Annotated in this window: 16 protein-coding genes; 7 read left to right on the top strand and 9 right to left on the bottom strand. The window is 60.5% G+C overall.

Translation table 11 applies throughout. From position 1 onward, the window contains the following. Positions 1-2: 2 nt before the first annotated feature. The 3 genes from NKH70_RS20870 (at position 3) to guaD (ending at position 3764) form a co-directional block, all read left to right on the top strand. Positions 3-1403 carry an 8-oxoguanine deaminase gene (locus NKH70_RS20870; RefSeq protein WP_352716546.1) on the top strand — a complete coding sequence of 467 codons (1401 nt, stop codon included), beginning with the start codon at positions 3-5 and terminating at the stop codon, positions 1401-1403. Between the two features lie 29 nt (positions 1404-1432). Next, complete coding sequence (locus NKH70_RS20865; protein WP_352716757.1) at positions 1433-2290, top strand: aromatic ring-hydroxylating dioxygenase subunit alpha; 858 nt, start codon at positions 1433-1435, stop codon at positions 2288-2290. Between the two features lie 106 nt (positions 2291-2396). Further along, positions 2397-3764, top strand: coding sequence for a guanine deaminase (guaD, locus tag NKH70_RS20860; RefSeq protein WP_352716544.1), 1368 nt, complete (start codon positions 2397-2399; stop codon positions 3762-3764). A 76-nt stretch (positions 3765-3840) separates the two neighbouring features. Here guaD and NKH70_RS20855 read toward each other — a convergent pair whose 3' ends face one another. Together NKH70_RS20855 and NKH70_RS20850 are read right to left on the bottom strand one after the other, a co-directional pair. Further along, on the bottom strand, positions 3841-4896 hold the full coding sequence (locus NKH70_RS20855) for an alpha/beta fold hydrolase (RefSeq protein ID WP_352716542.1): 1056 nt from the start codon (positions 4894-4896) through the stop codon (positions 3841-3843). Between the two features lie 338 nt (positions 4897-5234). Next, positions 5235-5819 carry a glutathione binding-like protein gene (locus NKH70_RS20850; protein ID WP_352716541.1) on the bottom strand — a complete coding sequence of 195 codons (585 nt, stop codon included), beginning with the start codon at positions 5817-5819 and terminating at the stop codon, positions 5235-5237. 457 nt (positions 5820-6276) lie between these two features. Between NKH70_RS20850 and petA the strand changes: the two genes are divergently transcribed. Genes petA through NKH70_RS20830 form a run of 4 tightly spaced genes read left to right on the top strand, consistent with a single transcriptional unit; the run spans position 6277 to position 10544 of the window. After that, positions 6277-6753 carry a ubiquinol-cytochrome c reductase iron-sulfur subunit gene (gene petA, locus NKH70_RS20845; protein WP_352716539.1) on the top strand — a complete coding sequence of 159 codons (477 nt, stop codon included), beginning with the start codon at positions 6277-6279 and terminating at the stop codon, positions 6751-6753. Positions 6754-6769: 16 nt separating this feature from the next. Next, positions 6770-8065 (top strand): cytochrome b, encoded by a 1296-nt coding sequence (locus NKH70_RS20840; RefSeq protein WP_352716537.1) that lies wholly within the window; start codon positions 6770-6772, stop codon positions 8063-8065. A gap of 23 nt (positions 8066-8088) precedes the next feature. Next, positions 8089-9606, top strand: a complete 1518-nt coding sequence (locus NKH70_RS20835) for a mechanosensitive ion channel family protein (RefSeq protein WP_352912431.1) — start codon at positions 8089-8091, stop codon at positions 9604-9606. A 26-nt stretch (positions 9607-9632) separates the two neighbouring features. After that, complete coding sequence (locus NKH70_RS20830; RefSeq protein WP_353025904.1) at positions 9633-10544, top strand: pirin family protein; 912 nt, start codon at positions 9633-9635, stop codon at positions 10542-10544. Between the two features lie 66 nt (positions 10545-10610). On the opposite strand, the gene NKH70_RS20825 is transcribed toward NKH70_RS20830, so the two are convergent. The 7 genes from NKH70_RS20825 to NKH70_RS20795 all read right to left on the bottom strand — a co-directional run bounded on the left by NKH70_RS20825 (position 10611) and on the right by NKH70_RS20795 (position 14752). After that, positions 10611-11042 (bottom strand): DUF1810 domain-containing protein, encoded by a 432-nt coding sequence (locus NKH70_RS20825; RefSeq protein ID WP_352912433.1) that lies wholly within the window; start codon positions 11040-11042, stop codon positions 10611-10613. Between the two features lie 41 nt (positions 11043-11083). Then, on the bottom strand, positions 11084-11365 hold the full coding sequence (locus NKH70_RS20820; RefSeq protein WP_352716533.1) for a GNAT family N-acetyltransferase: 282 nt from the start codon (positions 11363-11365) through the stop codon (positions 11084-11086). Between the two features lie 54 nt (positions 11366-11419). Continuing rightward, positions 11420-12154: a sensor histidine kinase gene (locus tag NKH70_RS20815; RefSeq protein WP_352912435.1), complete on the bottom strand. Its 735-nt coding sequence runs from the start codon at positions 12152-12154 to the stop codon at positions 11420-11422. Positions 12155-12282: 128 nt separating this feature from the next. Beyond that, positions 12283-12720: a CBS domain-containing protein gene (locus tag NKH70_RS20810; protein WP_352483844.1), complete on the bottom strand. Its 438-nt coding sequence runs from the start codon at positions 12718-12720 to the stop codon at positions 12283-12285. A 137-nt stretch (positions 12721-12857) separates the two neighbouring features. Then, the gene (locus NKH70_RS20805; RefSeq protein WP_023674208.1) at positions 12858-13379 is read right to left on the bottom strand and encodes a carboxymuconolactone decarboxylase family protein; all 522 of its coding nucleotides are present in this window, start codon (positions 13377-13379) and stop codon (positions 12858-12860) included. A gap of 273 nt (positions 13380-13652) precedes the next feature. Continuing rightward, entirely contained in the window at positions 13653-14300 is a 648-nt protein-coding gene (locus NKH70_RS20800) for an HD domain-containing protein (protein ID WP_352912437.1), read from the bottom strand. A 50-nt stretch (positions 14301-14350) separates the two neighbouring features. Further along, positions 14351-14752, bottom strand: coding sequence for a cupin domain-containing protein (locus NKH70_RS20795; RefSeq protein ID WP_352716527.1), 402 nt, complete (start codon positions 14750-14752; stop codon positions 14351-14353). Positions 14753-14789 lie beyond the last annotated feature (37 nt).

Genomic DNA, 14789 nt, shown 5'->3' with positions numbered 1-14789 from the left:
TCATGCCCCGCCTGCTTGTCAAGAACATCGATCTGCTCGCCACCTTCGACGATACGCGCCGCGAGATTTCCGACGGCGCCTTGTTGATCGACGGCAACGTCGTCGAGGCGGTCGGCACCACCGCGGAACTCAGTGCCTCCAGCGCCGACGAGGTGCTCGACCTGTCGGGTCATGTCGTCATGCCGGGCATGGTGAACACGCATCACCATATGTACCAGAACCTCACCCGTGTGATGGCTCAGAACGACGAGCTGCTTGTCTGGCTGAAGACGCTCTATCCGATCTGGGCCGAGCTCGACGACGATGCGATAGGCGTCTCTGCGCGCGTAGCGATGGCCGAGCTCATCCATTCGGGCTGCACGACCAGCTCCGATCACCTCTACATCTTGCCCAACAACTGCACGCTCGACGCGACGATCGGTGCGGCCCGCGATATCGGTCTGCGTTTCCACGCTGCGCGTGGAGCCATGTCGCGCGGCGAAAGCCAGGGCGGCCTGCCGCCGGACCGCTGCGTCGAAAAGGAAGAGGATATCCTGAAGGATGCCGAACGGCTGATCGGCAGCTATCACGACGCGTCGCGGCATTCGATGAGCCGCATCATCCTGGCTCCCTGCTCGCCCTTCTCGGTGACTCCGGAGTTGATGCGCGATGCGGCATCGCTGGCGCGCAGCCACAAGGGCGTGAACCTGCATTCGCACCTTGCCGAAGAGCTTTTCGAGGAGAAGTACTGCCTCGAAATCTATGGCAAGCGGCCGGTCGAGTTCGCCGAATCCGTCGGCTGGCTCGGTGACGACGTCTGGTTCGCCCACTCGATCTTCATGACCAGCGACGAGATCGACCGCTTCGCCGAAACCGGCACCGGGGTCGCCCATTGCCCGTCGGCCAACATGCGCTGCGGCCAGGGCATCGCGAAGATCCGCGAGATGCTCGACAAGGGCGTGAAGGTCGGCCTTGGCGTCGACGGCTCGGCCTCGAACGACACGTCGAACCTGTTCATGGAAGCGCGGCTGGCGCTGATGCTTCAGCGTGTCGCGCCGCACCACTATCTCTCCGAAAAGCCCGGCGGCCGCGGCGGTTTCGGCGGCACGCCGACGGCGCTGTCCGCGCGCGAGGCCCTCGAAATGGCGACGCGCGGCGGCGCTGCCCTGCTCGGCCGCAATGACATCGGCCATCTCGCGCCCGGCATGTGCGCCGACTTCATCGCAGTCAAACGCAGTCAGCTCGGCCTTTCCGGCACCGAGCGCGACCCGCTCGCCGCGCTGGTGCTTTGCGGACCCTTCAAGGTCGACTATTCCTACATCAACGGCCGGCAGATTATCGCGAGAGGCGACTTCGCCTCCTTCGATGTCGAGGCGGCGATGGCCGACCACCGGGCCGTGATGGACCGCATCTATCGGCAGTGAGACAGCACAGGAAGGACGCAACAATGACCATGAAGCGAGCTGCGGAGCAGGCGGCCCTCGATCAATGGTATTGCATTGACGCGCTGAACGAGATTCCGGTTGGCACGATGCCGAACCGGCTTTTGGGCATCGATCTGTTGGTAGCCCGCGATACGGCAGGCGCGGTCAATGTGTCGCGCGCCGGCGACGGCAGCCAAGTCCCGGCCAAGGAACGCTACGGCTATCTATGGATCACGCTCGGCATGCCGGCCGGCGATGTGCTGTCGATCCCGGAGGCCTATGAGGACGACCGCCGGCCTGTCGTTTGCGGCGCGATCGCGGTAAAGGCGTCCGGCCTCCGCATCGTCGAGAATTTCCTCGACATGGCGCATTTCCCCTTTGTCCATACCGACATATTGGGCGCCGAGCCGCACACGGAAGTGCGGCATTACACAACCGAAATCCGCCGCGACGTGGACGAGGTGTGGGCGACCAACTGCGAATTCTTCCAGCCACAGGCAGCACTCTCGGCGACCGGCGGCATCATGACCCAATACATGTATCGGGTCGCCAATCCTTTCGCGGTGATGCTTTACAAGACCTGCCCCAACTCGGCTACCCGCTGGGACGTGATCTGCCTGTTCGTGCAGCCCCTTGATCCGGACCGCTGCCGCGCTCACCCCGTCATGTTCCTGATCGACGACGTGTCGACCACGACCGAACTGGTGCAATTCCAGCAGCTCATCTTCCTGCAGGACCGCATCATCCTGGAGAATCAGCGCCCGCTTCTTTTGCCGCTCGAGCCGCGCACGGAAATCCCGACGCGGGCCGACGGCTCGTCCATCGCCTATCGCCGCTGGCTGAAGGAGAAGGGCATCAGCTACGGCACGACGGCGCAAGCCGCATGAGTGGCAGCCCCTCCGATATTGCTATCGGCATCGACGGGCGGGCATTCGCGAACGCGCTCTGGCGCTGCCCGGCCGCAGTGCTTAGCTGTTCTTCGGCGGAGGACAGGTGAGCAACCTGAACGGCAAGACGCTTCTGGCCAGCGGCTTTCACGCGCCGGAGCGCGGGCTCGTGGAAGAGTTGCGCCATGCCCTGATCGCAGTCGATCAATCAGGCATCATCGCCTCGGTGCTGCATCCGCATGATGCCGGCTATGACGAGGGGGTGGAGGCCGCACGCCGGACCGGCGCGCTGGCGACCTTGCCGGCGCAGAGTTATCTGCTGCCCGGCTTCGTCGATCTTCACGTGCACGCGCCGCAATATCCGCAGCTCGGCCGGGCGCTGGACGTGCCGCTCGAGACCTGGCTTCACAAATACACGTTTCCCCTGGAGGCGCGCTACGCCGATCTCGCCTTCGCGCGGCGCAGCTACGGCCTTCTGGTCGACGACCTGATCGCTGACGGCACGACCACAGCGCTCTACTTCGCAACCATCCATCAGGACGCGACAAGGCTGCTCGTCGACATTTGCCTCGAACGCGGACAACGTGCGCTGGTCGGCAAAGTGGCGATGGACAATCCCGACGAGTGCCCGGCCTATTATCGCGATACCTCGGCGGACGCGGCCATCGATGGCACGCGCGCTGTGATCGACTACGTGCATGGGCATCCGGACAATGCCGCGGGACGGGTAAAGCCGGTCATTACTCCGCGCTTCATCCCCTCCTGTACCGACGCCGCCCTCGAAGGCCTTGGAGCGCTCGCACAGGAATGCGGCTGCCATGTGCAGACGCATTGCTCGGAAAGCGACTGGGCGCATGGCTACGTGCTGCAGCGCCACGGGATCAGCGACACGTCGAGCCTTGATCGCTTCGGCCTGCTGCGCGCCGGCAGCGTGCTCGCGCACGCCAACTTCATTACGCCTGCCGACATGGAGACAATCCGTGTGCGCAAGGCGGCCGTGGCGCACTGCGCCGTTTCCAACGCCTACTTCGCAGGCGCCGTGTTCCCGTTGAGGGCGGCCCTCGAGAAGGGTGTCAAGGTCGGGCTCGGCACCGATATTTCCGGGGGACCGAGCGCCTCGATGTTCGATGCGATGCGCGCGACGGTCATGTCGTCGCGCATGCTGGAAACCGGCACCGACCCGGCGCTAGCGGCCGAGGCGCGCGGCACGGCCGGAACAGCACGCGTCGACTTTCGCGAGGCCTTCCACTTGGCGACGGCAGGCGGCGGCGCGGCACTCGGCTTGCCTGTGGGACGATTCTCGCCTGGCTACCATTTCGATGCGATCCTGGTCGACACCGCCGCGCCCAGAGGCACAATTCACCTGTGGGACGAACTCGACGACGGCGACGGCATCCTTCAGAAGATCGTCTACTCCGCTTCCAGGGCCAACATCGCGTCGGTCTGGGTCAGCGGGAGAGCTGTTCTCGCCTAAGCGGACGGAAGGCTGTGCCGAGAACCCGAAATCTTCCCGTGTTATTCCTTACGGTCGGGGCACGTCATGGACTTGATCAGTATTCGCCGACGTCAATGACAGCCTGGGCAAAGGCTTGCGGGGCTTCTTGAGGCAAGTTGTGGCCGATACCGCCGGTGATGATCCGGTGCGTGTATCTGCCCGAGAATTTCTTGGCGTAGGAACTGCTGTCGGGATGGGGTGCGCCATTGGCATCACCCTCAAGGGTAATGGTCGGCACTGTGATCACGGGAGCTTCGGCCAGCCGGTTTTCCAGAACGTCATATTCCGGCTCGCCATGTGCCAGGCCGAGCCTCCAGCGGTAATTGTGAATGACGATGCTGACGTGATCCGGGTTGTCCAAGGCTGCGGCGCTGCGCTGGAAGATGTCATCGTCGAAATTCCACTGCGGCGAAGCGAGTTGCCAGATGAGTTTGGCGAAATCGCGCGTGTATTTCTCGTAGCCGGCGCGGCCGCGATCCGTGGCGAAGTAATACTGATACCACCATTGAAGCTCAGCCTCCGGTGGCAGCGGCACCATGCCGACCTGCTGATTTCCGATGAGATAGCCGCTCACCGAGACGATCGCCTTGCAACGCTCCGGCCAGAGCGCGGCAACGACATTGGCCGTTCGAGCGCCCCAGTCGCAGCCGGCGATCGTGGCCTTCGCGATCCCCAGCGCATCCATCAGGGCAATCGTATCCGCGGCGAGCGCCGACTGCTGGCCGTTGCGCATCGTGTCGTCCGACAGGAAGCGCGTAGTGCCGTAGCCGCGCAGGTAGGGCACAATCACGCGGTACCCCTTTGCGGCAAGCAGGGGAGCGACGTCGGTGTAGGTGTGAATGTCATAAGGCCAGCCATGAAGCAGGATCACAGGGGCACCTTCGGCGGGCCCCAGTTCCGCATGTCCGACGCTCAGCTTTCCGGCATTGACCTGCCTGAGCGAGCCGAACGCGTTCTGCGTGGCTTGCGTCGCAGATGCCCTCGCCTCGACCATCCAAGTGGCTGCCGGCGCGCTCAAGCCGAGTTCGGTGGCGGCGAACGTCATTGCTGTTGCACCAACAATGCGCCGGCGGCGATGATCGACCGTCTCGGGAGCCTTACTCGCACTCATGATGAAGCCTCTATGATGACCAACAAGCGGGAACGACTAGACCGCCGGCCGCATCGGCCGACAGGAAATATTGCGTTTATTTCGACGGTGACTGCGGCGAATCCAGGATTGTAACCACTCTGCCAGGAGGCCGTGCGGCGAGCTCTGACTGAATGTCGGTAAGGTCCAGCGTTTCCTCGATTTCGCTCCGGAGAAATTCGAGACGTAGGCCATCCCGGCGCTTGGAAGCGGCTGGATGTAGCATCCGCAGAAACGGCAGCATGACAATGACTCCTGACCTTCTGTTGGGGCGAGAGAATATGTTGCGTCTGATCTTGTGCTCGGAGCCACCCCCGGCTTTAGACGAGGCCCTCACGATCCATTGCGATGCGCACAGCCGGTCGGGCAGCCATTCGGGCGCGAAGCGCTTGCAAAGGCGCGGGAACAGGGACGTGGAAGCGCGCCGCCCAAAGCAGCATCACGAAAAGATAAAAATCCGCGACGGTGGGTTTGTCGCCGAACAGATAGTCGGTCTCGAGCCCGTCAGCGAAGAACTCGAGTTGGCTCGTAATCGTCACGCTCGCCTTGGCCTTTTCGGTATCGCTGCTTTGGTGCCACATCGGCTTGAAGCTTCGGTGTATTTCAGTTGAGACGTAGGCCAGCGCTTCGAGAAGGCGGGTACGGCCCAACGGCCCCGCCACTCCCAGTGGCGGGTATTGCGACGCAATCCAGTCGAGGACGGCGATATTTTCCGTCAGCGTTTCGCCGCTATCCAGCATGAGGGCTGGAACGTAGCCCTTGCGCGTGACGGTAGTGAAATCATCCCCGGAGCCTGTTCGTTTGGTCTTGAGGTTCACACTTTCGCGCTCGAAGGAAACACCAGCCTCTTCCAGTGCGATGTGGTCCGCCAGGCTGCAGGCGAGAGGGCTGTAGTAGAGTTTCACCGCTTTTCCCTTTTCTGAACCCGATTGAATCGGCGCAATTGGTCGTCGCCGGGCGGAAAACCTGCCACGCAAGACACCGCTCCAAGAATTCGCACTTGGCGGGGACGACGACTACGACACCGACAGCTAGACGTGCCTATGCCGAGGTATGGTCGGGCTGAAGTTCGGGATCGCCGTGCGCAATGCCGGGGCATATCCCAGCTCAGTGGCCAACGGTTATCTGGAGGAATCCAGAGCCTTCCATGATGACATCATCGACAGCCCGACCAGTCCTTCGCTCAGGAAATCCTAAACGAAAGTATTGGACGCACGTGCCGTTGGCACGATGGCTCACACCCGGCCACGGCCGGCATATTCCGCGCGACATAAGCAGACTGGAAAGGCGAAAGCCGTGGCCTGCTTTTGCTCGATTGCCACCAACGCGATGAAGCAGCTTCCAACAATAGGAGTCGCCATCATGGCCGACCTTTCCGAAACCTCCAAAGCCGAGCACACATTGAGCGTCGAAGCGCCCGCCGCGATCGAGGTCGACGTCTCCTCGCTGACGCCGGGAACGTCGCTGATCGTCGACTGGCACGGCAAGCCGGTGGTCGTGCGCAACCGCACCGAAAAAGAGAGGAAGGACGGCCAGGCAGTCAGTCTCGCCGAGCTCAAGGATCCAATTGCCCGCAACGCCAACCTGCCGGCCGATGCGCCGGCAACCGACGCCAACCGAACTATGCCGGGCAAGGAAGCCTGGGTGGTGATGGTCCAGGTCTGCACCCATCTCGGCTGCATCCCGCATGGCCAGGAAGGCGATTTCGGTGGCTGGCTCTGCCCTTGTCACGGTTCTCAATACGACCCCGCCGGCCGCATCCGAAAGGGGCTGGCGCCCGAGAACATGGCGGTACCGGTGTTCCAGTTCGTTTCCGACACCAAGATCCGCATCGGTTAAGGCAGGGGGCATTTCGATGAGCGGCGACAAACACTCGACCTATACGCCCAAAACCAGAATCGAACGTTGGTTCGACGCCCGCCTGCCGCTGCCGCGGCTGGTGCACGACAGCTTCATCGTCTATCCCGTCCCGCGCAACCTGAACTACGCCTATACGTTCGGCGGCATTCTCACGATCATGCTGGTTTCACAGATCCTGACCGGCATCGTGCTGGCGATGCATTACGCTCCGGATACGGGGCTGGCCTTCAATTCGGTCGAGAAGATCATGCGCGACGTGAATTCGGGCTGGCTGCTGCGCTATCTCCATTCCAACGGCGCGTCGTTCTTCTTCATTGCCGTCTACCTCCACATCTGCCGCGGGCTCTACTATGGTTCGTACAAGGCGCCGCGTGAGCTGCTGTGGGTGCTCGGTTGCACCAATCTCCTGCTGATGATGGCGACGGCCTTCATGGGCTACGTGCTGCCTTGGGGACAGATGTCGTTCTGGGGCGCTACTGTCATCACCAACTTCTTCACGGCCGTCCCACTGATCGGCGACTGGCTCCAGCAGCTTTTGCTCGGCGGCTTCGCGGTCGATAATCCGACGCTGAACCGCTTCTTTGCGCTGCATTACCTGCTGCCATTTGTGCTTGCGGGCGTGGTGACCTTGCATATCTGGGCGCTTCACGTCGTCGGCCAGAACAATCCGACCGGCATAGAGGTCAAATCGAAAACCGATGTCGTGGACTTCACGCCCTATGCCACCGTCAAAGATGCCTTCGGCATCCTCGTGTTCCTGTTCTTCTTCGCCTATTTCGTCTTCTACCTGCCGAACTATCTCGGCCATCCCGACAACAACAGCATCGCCAATCCGCTGAAGACGCCGGCCCACATCGTGCCGGAATGGTACTTCCTGCCGTTTTACGCGATCCTGCGGGCCATCACGTTCAATATCGGGCCGATCGATTCCAAGCTCGGCGGCGTGCTCGCGATGTTCGGCTCGATCGCGGTGCTGTTCCTGGTGCCGTGGCTCGACACCTCGACGGTGCGCTCGGCGGTCTATCGCCCCTGGTACAGGGTGCTCTTCTGGCTGTTCGTTGCCAATGCCCTCTTTCTCGGCTGGCTCGGCTCGCGACCGGCGGAAGGCGCATACGTCGTCATGTCCCAACTGGCGACGCTTTACTATTTTGCGTTCTTCATCATCGCCATGCCTGCGCTCGGGCTGATCGAAAAGCCGCGACGGCTGCCTAATTCGATCACCGAAGCAGTTCTCGAAAAAGACAAGGCCAGCGGCAGAGGCCCGATCGCCGGGCCGGAGACCAAACGTTGAACTGGGCATGGCGGTGATCGTTCATGAACTGGTGGAACTCTCCTCTGGTCTACATCGTGTTGCTCGGCCTCGCCGGGATCGTCGTTTGGACCCTCATCCCCAGACGCTTCGCCAATGCGAAGCTGGTCGTCCAACTCGGCTTTTTCCTCGCGATGTCGGCCATGGTTGTCGACCTGCGCGTCATTCCGTACGAGGCAGCAGGGGACAACGAGACAACCGGAGGAGCGGTCCTCACCGGCTCGGTCAAGCTGCTCTGGTGGGTTCACCTTGCCTGGGCGCTAATCGGATTTGTCCGTATCTATCTCGTCTTTGAGCGAAAGCCGCGCGAGGCACGTCTCCTGCAGGACGTCGTGGTCGGTGTCGTCTACGCTGGAATGTTCCTGTCGATCCTGGCGTTTGTCTTTGCAGTGCCGGTCGGAACGCTCATTGCCACGTCGGGCGTCTTTGCCGTCATCCTGGGACTGGCGCTCCAGAATACGCTTGGTGACGTATTTTCGGGGATCGCGCTTAACCTCGGCCGCCCTTACGTGCTTGGAAACTGGATCATTCTGGGCGACGGAACCGAAGGCCGCGTTGTCGAGACCAATTGGCGGTCGACTCAACTCCTGACCCCGACCCACAATGTCGTCGCACTGCCAAACAGCCTTCTCGCCAAGATCGGGGTAACAAATTTAAGCGGTCCGGACGAGAGCCATGGACTTGCCGTGACCGTCAAGGTGGCGCCAACGAAGACGCCGGCGATCATCATAGATCTCATGCGCACTGTCTTGCTGAGCTGTAATTCAATCCTCCAGGACCCTCCGCCTTCGGTTACCATCAGAAGCCTGGATGCCGCAGCTATCGAGATAGAGTTGTCGTTTCGCGTCGCAAGTATTGACCAGCGAAGTGCCGCTCGGAACGACATCTTCGATCTCATTTATCGCCATTCAAAGTCGACCGGCATACTGCTGGCGCAGCCACTTTCGGCTTCGATTGCCATGACCAACCGGCCGAGCGACGAGACGGCAGCGTCGCAAGGCTTCACCCCAATCGAACTCATTAATTCCATACCGGTATTCTCGGCACTGACGGGTACCGAGCAGGAGTCGCTCGCCAAAGCGGCCTCGGTTCGCAGCTACCACAAGGGCGAGATCGTCGCACGACAGGGAGAGATGCTGCCGTCGCTCATGATCGTACGGACGGGAGTCATCGTCCGGCAAATTGGCGAGGACGATGATCAACTGCAGGAGATCGGCCGGCTTGCACCTGGCGATTTCTTCGGCGAGACCGGCTTGCTCGCCGGCATTGGCGAGATGTCAAGTTTGCGGGCAATGACCCCTGTCACGGTTTACGAGATAGACCAGGAAAGCTTTGCGCCGCTGCTGCACGACCGGCCCGAAATGGCCGAAGATCTTGCCGCGATCCTGTCGATGAGGGTTTCGGCTTTTAACGAAAGCGGCATCGCCGGACAGCACCACGCGAGCTCCAAATTCGCGCTCCTCAATGCCATTCAGACGGTCTTTCGCGCCGCTCCGTTCAAGCGCGTTCGAGCACCTGGCTGACAAGGCATGCAGAAGGACAGAGATCCATGACCACCCGCCAAAGCGATATCACAGGCATCGATACACTCATCCAGCCGGCTGTCCGTGATTTTGCCGACGGACTGAAGATAAGGCGTGTATTGCCCTCCTCGAATCGCCTCATGATCGGGCCCTTCATCCTGTTCGACCATTTCGGCCCCGCCATATTCGACGCAGGTCACGGTTTCGATATGGGACCGCATCCGCATATCGGCGTTGCGGCCGTGACCTACCTGATCGATGGCGAGATCGTCCATCGGGACAATTTCGGTAAAGTGCAGACCATCCGTCCTGGCGAGGTCAACTGGATGACGGCCGGGTCGGGCATCGTCCATTCCGAGCGCACGCCACCGGAAGTCCGGGCCTCGGGAAGCAATCTCTTCGGCGCTCAGGCTTGGATCGCCCTCCCCTCCCGCTATGAAGAAATTGCTGCCGATGTCGCACATTTTGGCGCCCCCGAAATACCGAGGATCTGTGCCGACGGCATCGAGTTTGCGTTGATCGCCGGCGAGTCCGACGGGTTGGTCTCGCCGGTAAGGACGTTCTCCGACATGGTCTATGCCGAAATTGTGCTCACGAGCGGTGCCCGATACCAGGTGAAACCCGAACACCGTGAGCGTGCGATCTACATCGTCGCCGGTGAGGTTGGAATTGTCGGCCAGCTCGGTACGTTTCATGAGGCTGAATTGATAGCTCTGGCGCCCGGCGCTGAGATTGTGCTCCGGGCGCCTGCCTTCCATGCGGCGAGACTAATGCTGATAGGAGGTGAGCCCCTGGCCGAGCCACGTCATATCTATTGGAACTTCGTCTCCACTTCAGCCGAACGGATCGAGCAGGCAAAGGCGGATTGGCGCGAGGGCCGCTTCCCAGGCGTGCCGGGAGAGCACGAGCTCATGCCTCTGCCAGATGGCAGCGTGTGAGGGATAAGGCAGCGGATGGTGACCTCTGCGCCGCGACGGCTTTACGCCGGTGGCGCAGGCAGACCACTAGGACATCAAGTAGAGATCGTTCATCGTTTCCTCATCGAGCAAACCGTCGAACCAGACGTCGAAGATTGTCTCGAGCAGGAACTCGTCGTTGCTTGCTTCGGAAAACAGCGTGAGAGACGCGTGCAACTTCTTCGCATCAACCTCACCGAAGGCTGCGCGAGCGCTTAGGCCGGAGAGCCGCTGCAGGGTGCCAACGCATTCCCGATAACGGCCTCCGAGAATCGGAAATGAGAGATAGGCGCTGGCCTCGTCGAGCGATGCGATTGCATATGGCTCAGGCGCAGTACCGCTTCGCCTGGTGGCCAACCTTGGAAAGATGAACTCCATGTAGGGAGTGCACATCATTCCTTGACGGAGAATAGCCAGCGCGTCGTCGTAGACCGGATCCTGTGCGCTGACGAACCTCTGCAAATCATACTCGTCGTGCATTTGGATGGATCCCTGGGAAACCCTCAACATTCGTGCCCTGACTAGCCGTCGACGACATCCGCGTAGTCCGGGTGCTTGGCGAAAAAACGGCTCATGAAGGGACATTTCAAGATCGCTTTACGGCCGGTTTTGCGGAGCAGTTCGAAGGTCCCTTGGGCCAATCGCGACGCGATCCCTTGTCCGGAAAATTCCGACGGGACTTCGGTGTGTATCAGCGCGACCTTCCCGCCTTCGAGCCGATAATAGGCCGCCGCAAACATATCGCCGGCGATCGGCAGCTCGAAACGGTGCTGTTGGACGTTTTCAACGACTTGTGCATCCATCTTTATCTCTCGATTGTATGTCACGTCTGTCACCGGAGGGAGATTGGCCGGCCGCTATCGCACCGCAGGCAACCGCAGAGTGACGGTCGTGCCTGCCCCAAGCGTGCTCTGAATATCGATGCTTCCGCCTGACTGCTCGGCAAAGCGCTTCACCATCGGCAAACCGACGCCGCCGAGGCCTTCGCTTTTGGTGGTGAAGAACGGATCGAAGGCGCAGACCATTGTCTCGCTGGTCATCCCGATACCGTTGTCCGCGACACGGATATCTACCTGACCGGCGGTAGAGCTTTCAGAGGCCAAGCCGGCATCGATCGAGATGAAACCGCCGTCAGGCATTGCATCGCGGGCGTTGAACAGAAGATTCAGAACCGCATTTTGCAATCCAAAGCGATCGCATCTCACCAAAGGCAGGTCGGACCCAACCCGAAGCTCAAGACCGAAATTGGCATCCAAGGCGCTCCGCACGAGGGTTTCGATCTCAGCCAGGCAAGCACCTACGTTTGTGCATTCGATTTCCGCGCGGCTCTCTCGGGCCAGGCTGATGGTTTGCCGGACAAGGCCCCCAGCCCGTTCCAAAGCCGTTTTGGCGCCGGCAATTACAGGCCCAAGCGCCGGAGCCGCTTGGATGCTCGGATCGCGGGCCAGGTGGTTCAACGCCGACGAGGCGACCTGAATGAGATTGCCCAGGTCATGGACAATGCCGGCGGTCGACATTTGCACGGACATACCACTTCCAGGACCATCGGGCGGGCTGTCGAAGACATCCTCTTTTATGTCCGGACGAAACATTTCATTCCCCCGTTGGCTTAGTCGACACCTATTTGCTTCAATACGCTATAATTTACGGCATTTATTGTCTATTATATCTAAGACGACTCCAACACATCCTTATGTATATTCAATCGCGAGACCATGATCTATTGATAGCCGATCCCGCTGATATAGTTGGCAAGCAGCCGTTCCTGCAGTTCCTCTTGTTTGAAGAGCGCCTTCATCGCATCACGGATATCGAGGACGCCTAGTGGTTTCGAGTCAGCCCCGAGCACCGGCACATTCTGCAGGCCTTGCGCGGCCATGGTCTGCCAGACTGAATGAAGATCATCGTCGGGACCACAGGACACGATGGACCGGCTCATCAATGCCGCAATCGGCGCTTCTGTTGGCCCTGAATTCGCCAGATGGCGGACAAGGTCGGACTTGCTCAGCACGCCTGCCGCCTCCCCACTGCCGTGGCACACCACGACCAGGCCTATTGCGGGCCTGGAAAGTGAGAGTGCTGCACTGCGGAGTGGAGCGTCGACATCGATCACCATGAGACGGGCCGATATTACTGGATGCAGACTGTCAATGCGCATGACGCCCTCCTGAGAGCGCCTCGCGGCCGCGGCCGGGAGGCTGGGATCGGTTCCAGGGTTTGGTCGCCGAGGTCGGCGCCCCTGCCTGGCCGTCAGAATGGCGCCCAAACAAGCGCCATTCTGACCCATTCCAAAGATTAGCTTAGTGCTGCTTTGCTCAGGCCAAACTTCGCATCCCCCGAGCCCGGGACGGGTTTGAAGCCGATGTTCAGACGATTCCAAGAATTGACCGCCATGACAACGAAGGTCAGATCGGAAATCTCCTTCTCGGAAAGCTGCGACCTGACCCGATCGTAGATCTCGTCCGGGACACCCTGCTCGGGCAGCTTGGTCAAGACTTCCGTCCATGCCAAGGCTGCACGCTCGCGAGGAACGAACAAGGTCGAATCCCGCCAGGCTGCCAGGTGGTAAAGGCGCAGTTCGCGCTCGCCATGGATCTTCGCCTGTTTGACGTGCATATCGAGGCAGAAGGTGCACCCGTTTAGCTGCGCGGCTCGGACTGCAACAAGGTCGCGGATCGGCTCTTCGATCGACCCCTCTCGCGTCGCACCAAGAAATTCAATAAATTTCTTCAGAAGTTCTGGCGACTGCTCCGCATAACTCGCGCGTTGGGCGACAGCTTTTCCTTTCGGAGCGACCGGTGACGCTGCAATATTCATTACTTATCTCCTTGAGGTGTTTGCAATCCATTGCAGCATAAGGATGACCGGTGAGCCAAACTGTTGCTATCCTGCCGATGATATGTATTGCCACTCGATTGGTTTGGGGCGCCTAAACCGAAGTATAGTAAGCGGTGGAAATTGGCACCCTGAACGCTGCCCTCGGCAATTCGCTTTGCCGCAGGCATGCGACAGGCGCACAGCGTTTGGGTCATATGAAGGGCTCGGCTGAGCTGGCCGGCCTCGATCGAGAGACCTGGATCGAAACTGCCCTCACTCTTCGAAGGGAGTGTTCATCACAAGATCAACTGCTGAAGGCGCCTTGTAGCCGGAGACAAAGCGCTCGCCGAAGTCCCGGGCAAAGTTGTCGTAGGTGGTTTCGGGCCTGATCTCGGCGATATGGCAAAAGCATCGCGTCATCCGCCGCTTCATCCCGAGGCGCGGAAATTCGCCAACGATCTTTGCAATCTCAGCTGACGAAACGAGGCTGTATTGCAAGCCGACGACATCGAGGCAGATGCCGGCTGTGCACAGCGCCACCTCAGCCTCCTTGTAAAGGCCGATCGATGGCGTCGAGTTGAGGGCGACGCTGTCCCAGATCAATTGGGCGCGCCGCTCGTCGAAGCCGCCTTCCCGAACGAAGGTGCGGGCAAGATCGGCGCCTTCCACTTCGAAGCGGCGCGGCCCGGCGAAGTCCTCATTGAGCGTGACGTCATGCAACAGGGTTGCAACGGCAACAACCTCCGCGTCGTGCTGGATACTCTGAATCTGTCCGATCCGGGCCGCGAAAAGCCAGGATCGGACCACGTGGTTGAACAAGTAGGGTTCACATCGCTGGCGGGCATGTTCGATCGCTCGGCCAACAAGCGGTGTATCGGGGACCGAAATCCCCGCAAGTGTGCGGCTGGCGATCGAATTCATGTCACTGACGTCCCTTCGCATACGCCCCGATGGTCCCGGCGGCTACGATTTCATTTCGCGTTCGTCGTCAGTTCCGTCTCGCTGGTGTCAACGACGAAAATAGCAAGCAGGCGGGCACGTTCGGTCTTGCTGGCGTTTTCGCTGACGGCATGACGATCGCCCGGAAATTCCGAGAAACTTTCGCCGGCGCGATAGGTCGTCACCGGGCCATCGTTGACCTGGCTTCGCATAGCTCCCTCTAGGACCGTCGCGTAAATGAACGCGGAGTTGGGATGGGTGTGGGCCGGCGATGTTCCGCCCGGCTCGTATTCGACCAGCACGGCTTTCATACTCTTGCCGGGCACGTTTGGAAGAGCCTGGTCGTAGACAAGCTTCACGCTTGCGTCATCGGCCATCGCTGCAGTGACAGAAGCGGCGGTGAGCGCCGCCGCGCAGAGAAGTGTTTTGATCATGTCTGGTCTCCTTGTTGAAATACGAATGGTAAGAGAG

Source organism: Mesorhizobium sp. M0991 (assembly GCF_040318915.1).
Classification (GTDB): domain Bacteria; phylum Pseudomonadota; class Alphaproteobacteria; order Rhizobiales; family Rhizobiaceae; genus Mesorhizobium.
The sequence above is the reverse complement of the archived record's forward strand: the minus strand, read 5'-3'. Positions and strand labels throughout refer to the sequence as shown.

Coding starts and splice junctions, on each gene's coding strand:
- NKH70_RS20870 (WP_352716546.1), top strand. CDS start 3: ATGCCCCGCCTGCTTGTCAAGAACATCGATCTGCTCGCCACCTTCGAC.
- NKH70_RS20865 (WP_352716757.1), top strand. CDS start 1,433: ATGAAGCGAGCTGCGGAGCAGGCGGCCCTCGATCAATGGTATTGCATT.
- NKH70_RS20855 (WP_352716542.1), bottom strand. CDS start 4,896: ATGAGTGCGAGTAAGGCTCCCGAGACGGTCGATCATCGCCGCCGGCGC.
- petA (WP_352716539.1), top strand. CDS start 6,277: ATGGCCGACCTTTCCGAAACCTCCAAAGCCGAGCACACATTGAGCGTC.
- NKH70_RS20840 (WP_352716537.1), top strand. CDS start 6,770: ATGAGCGGCGACAAACACTCGACCTATACGCCCAAAACCAGAATCGAA.
- NKH70_RS20835 (WP_352912431.1), top strand. CDS start 8,089: ATGAACTGGTGGAACTCTCCTCTGGTCTACATCGTGTTGCTCGGCCTC.
- NKH70_RS20830 (WP_353025904.1), top strand. CDS start 9,633: ATGACCACCCGCCAAAGCGATATCACAGGCATCGATACACTCATCCAG.
- NKH70_RS20825 (WP_352912433.1), bottom strand. CDS start 11,042: ATGCACGACGAGTATGATTTGCAGAGGTTCGTCAGCGCACAGGATCCG.
- NKH70_RS20820 (WP_352716533.1), bottom strand. CDS start 11,365: ATGGATGCACAAGTCGTTGAAAACGTCCAACAGCACCGTTTCGAGCTG.
- NKH70_RS20815 (WP_352912435.1), bottom strand. CDS start 12,154: ATGTTTCGTCCGGACATAAAAGAGGATGTCTTCGACAGCCCGCCCGAT.
- NKH70_RS20810 (WP_352483844.1), bottom strand. CDS start 12,720: ATGCGCATTGACAGTCTGCATCCAGTAATATCGGCCCGTCTCATGGTG.
- NKH70_RS20805 (WP_023674208.1), bottom strand. CDS start 13,379: ATGAATATTGCAGCGTCACCGGTCGCTCCGAAAGGAAAAGCTGTCGCC.
- NKH70_RS20800 (WP_352912437.1), bottom strand. CDS start 14,300: ATGAATTCGATCGCCAGCCGCACACTTGCGGGGATTTCGGTCCCCGAT.
- NKH70_RS20795 (WP_352716527.1), bottom strand. CDS start 14,752: ATGATCAAAACACTTCTCTGCGCGGCGGCGCTCACCGCCGCTTCTGTC.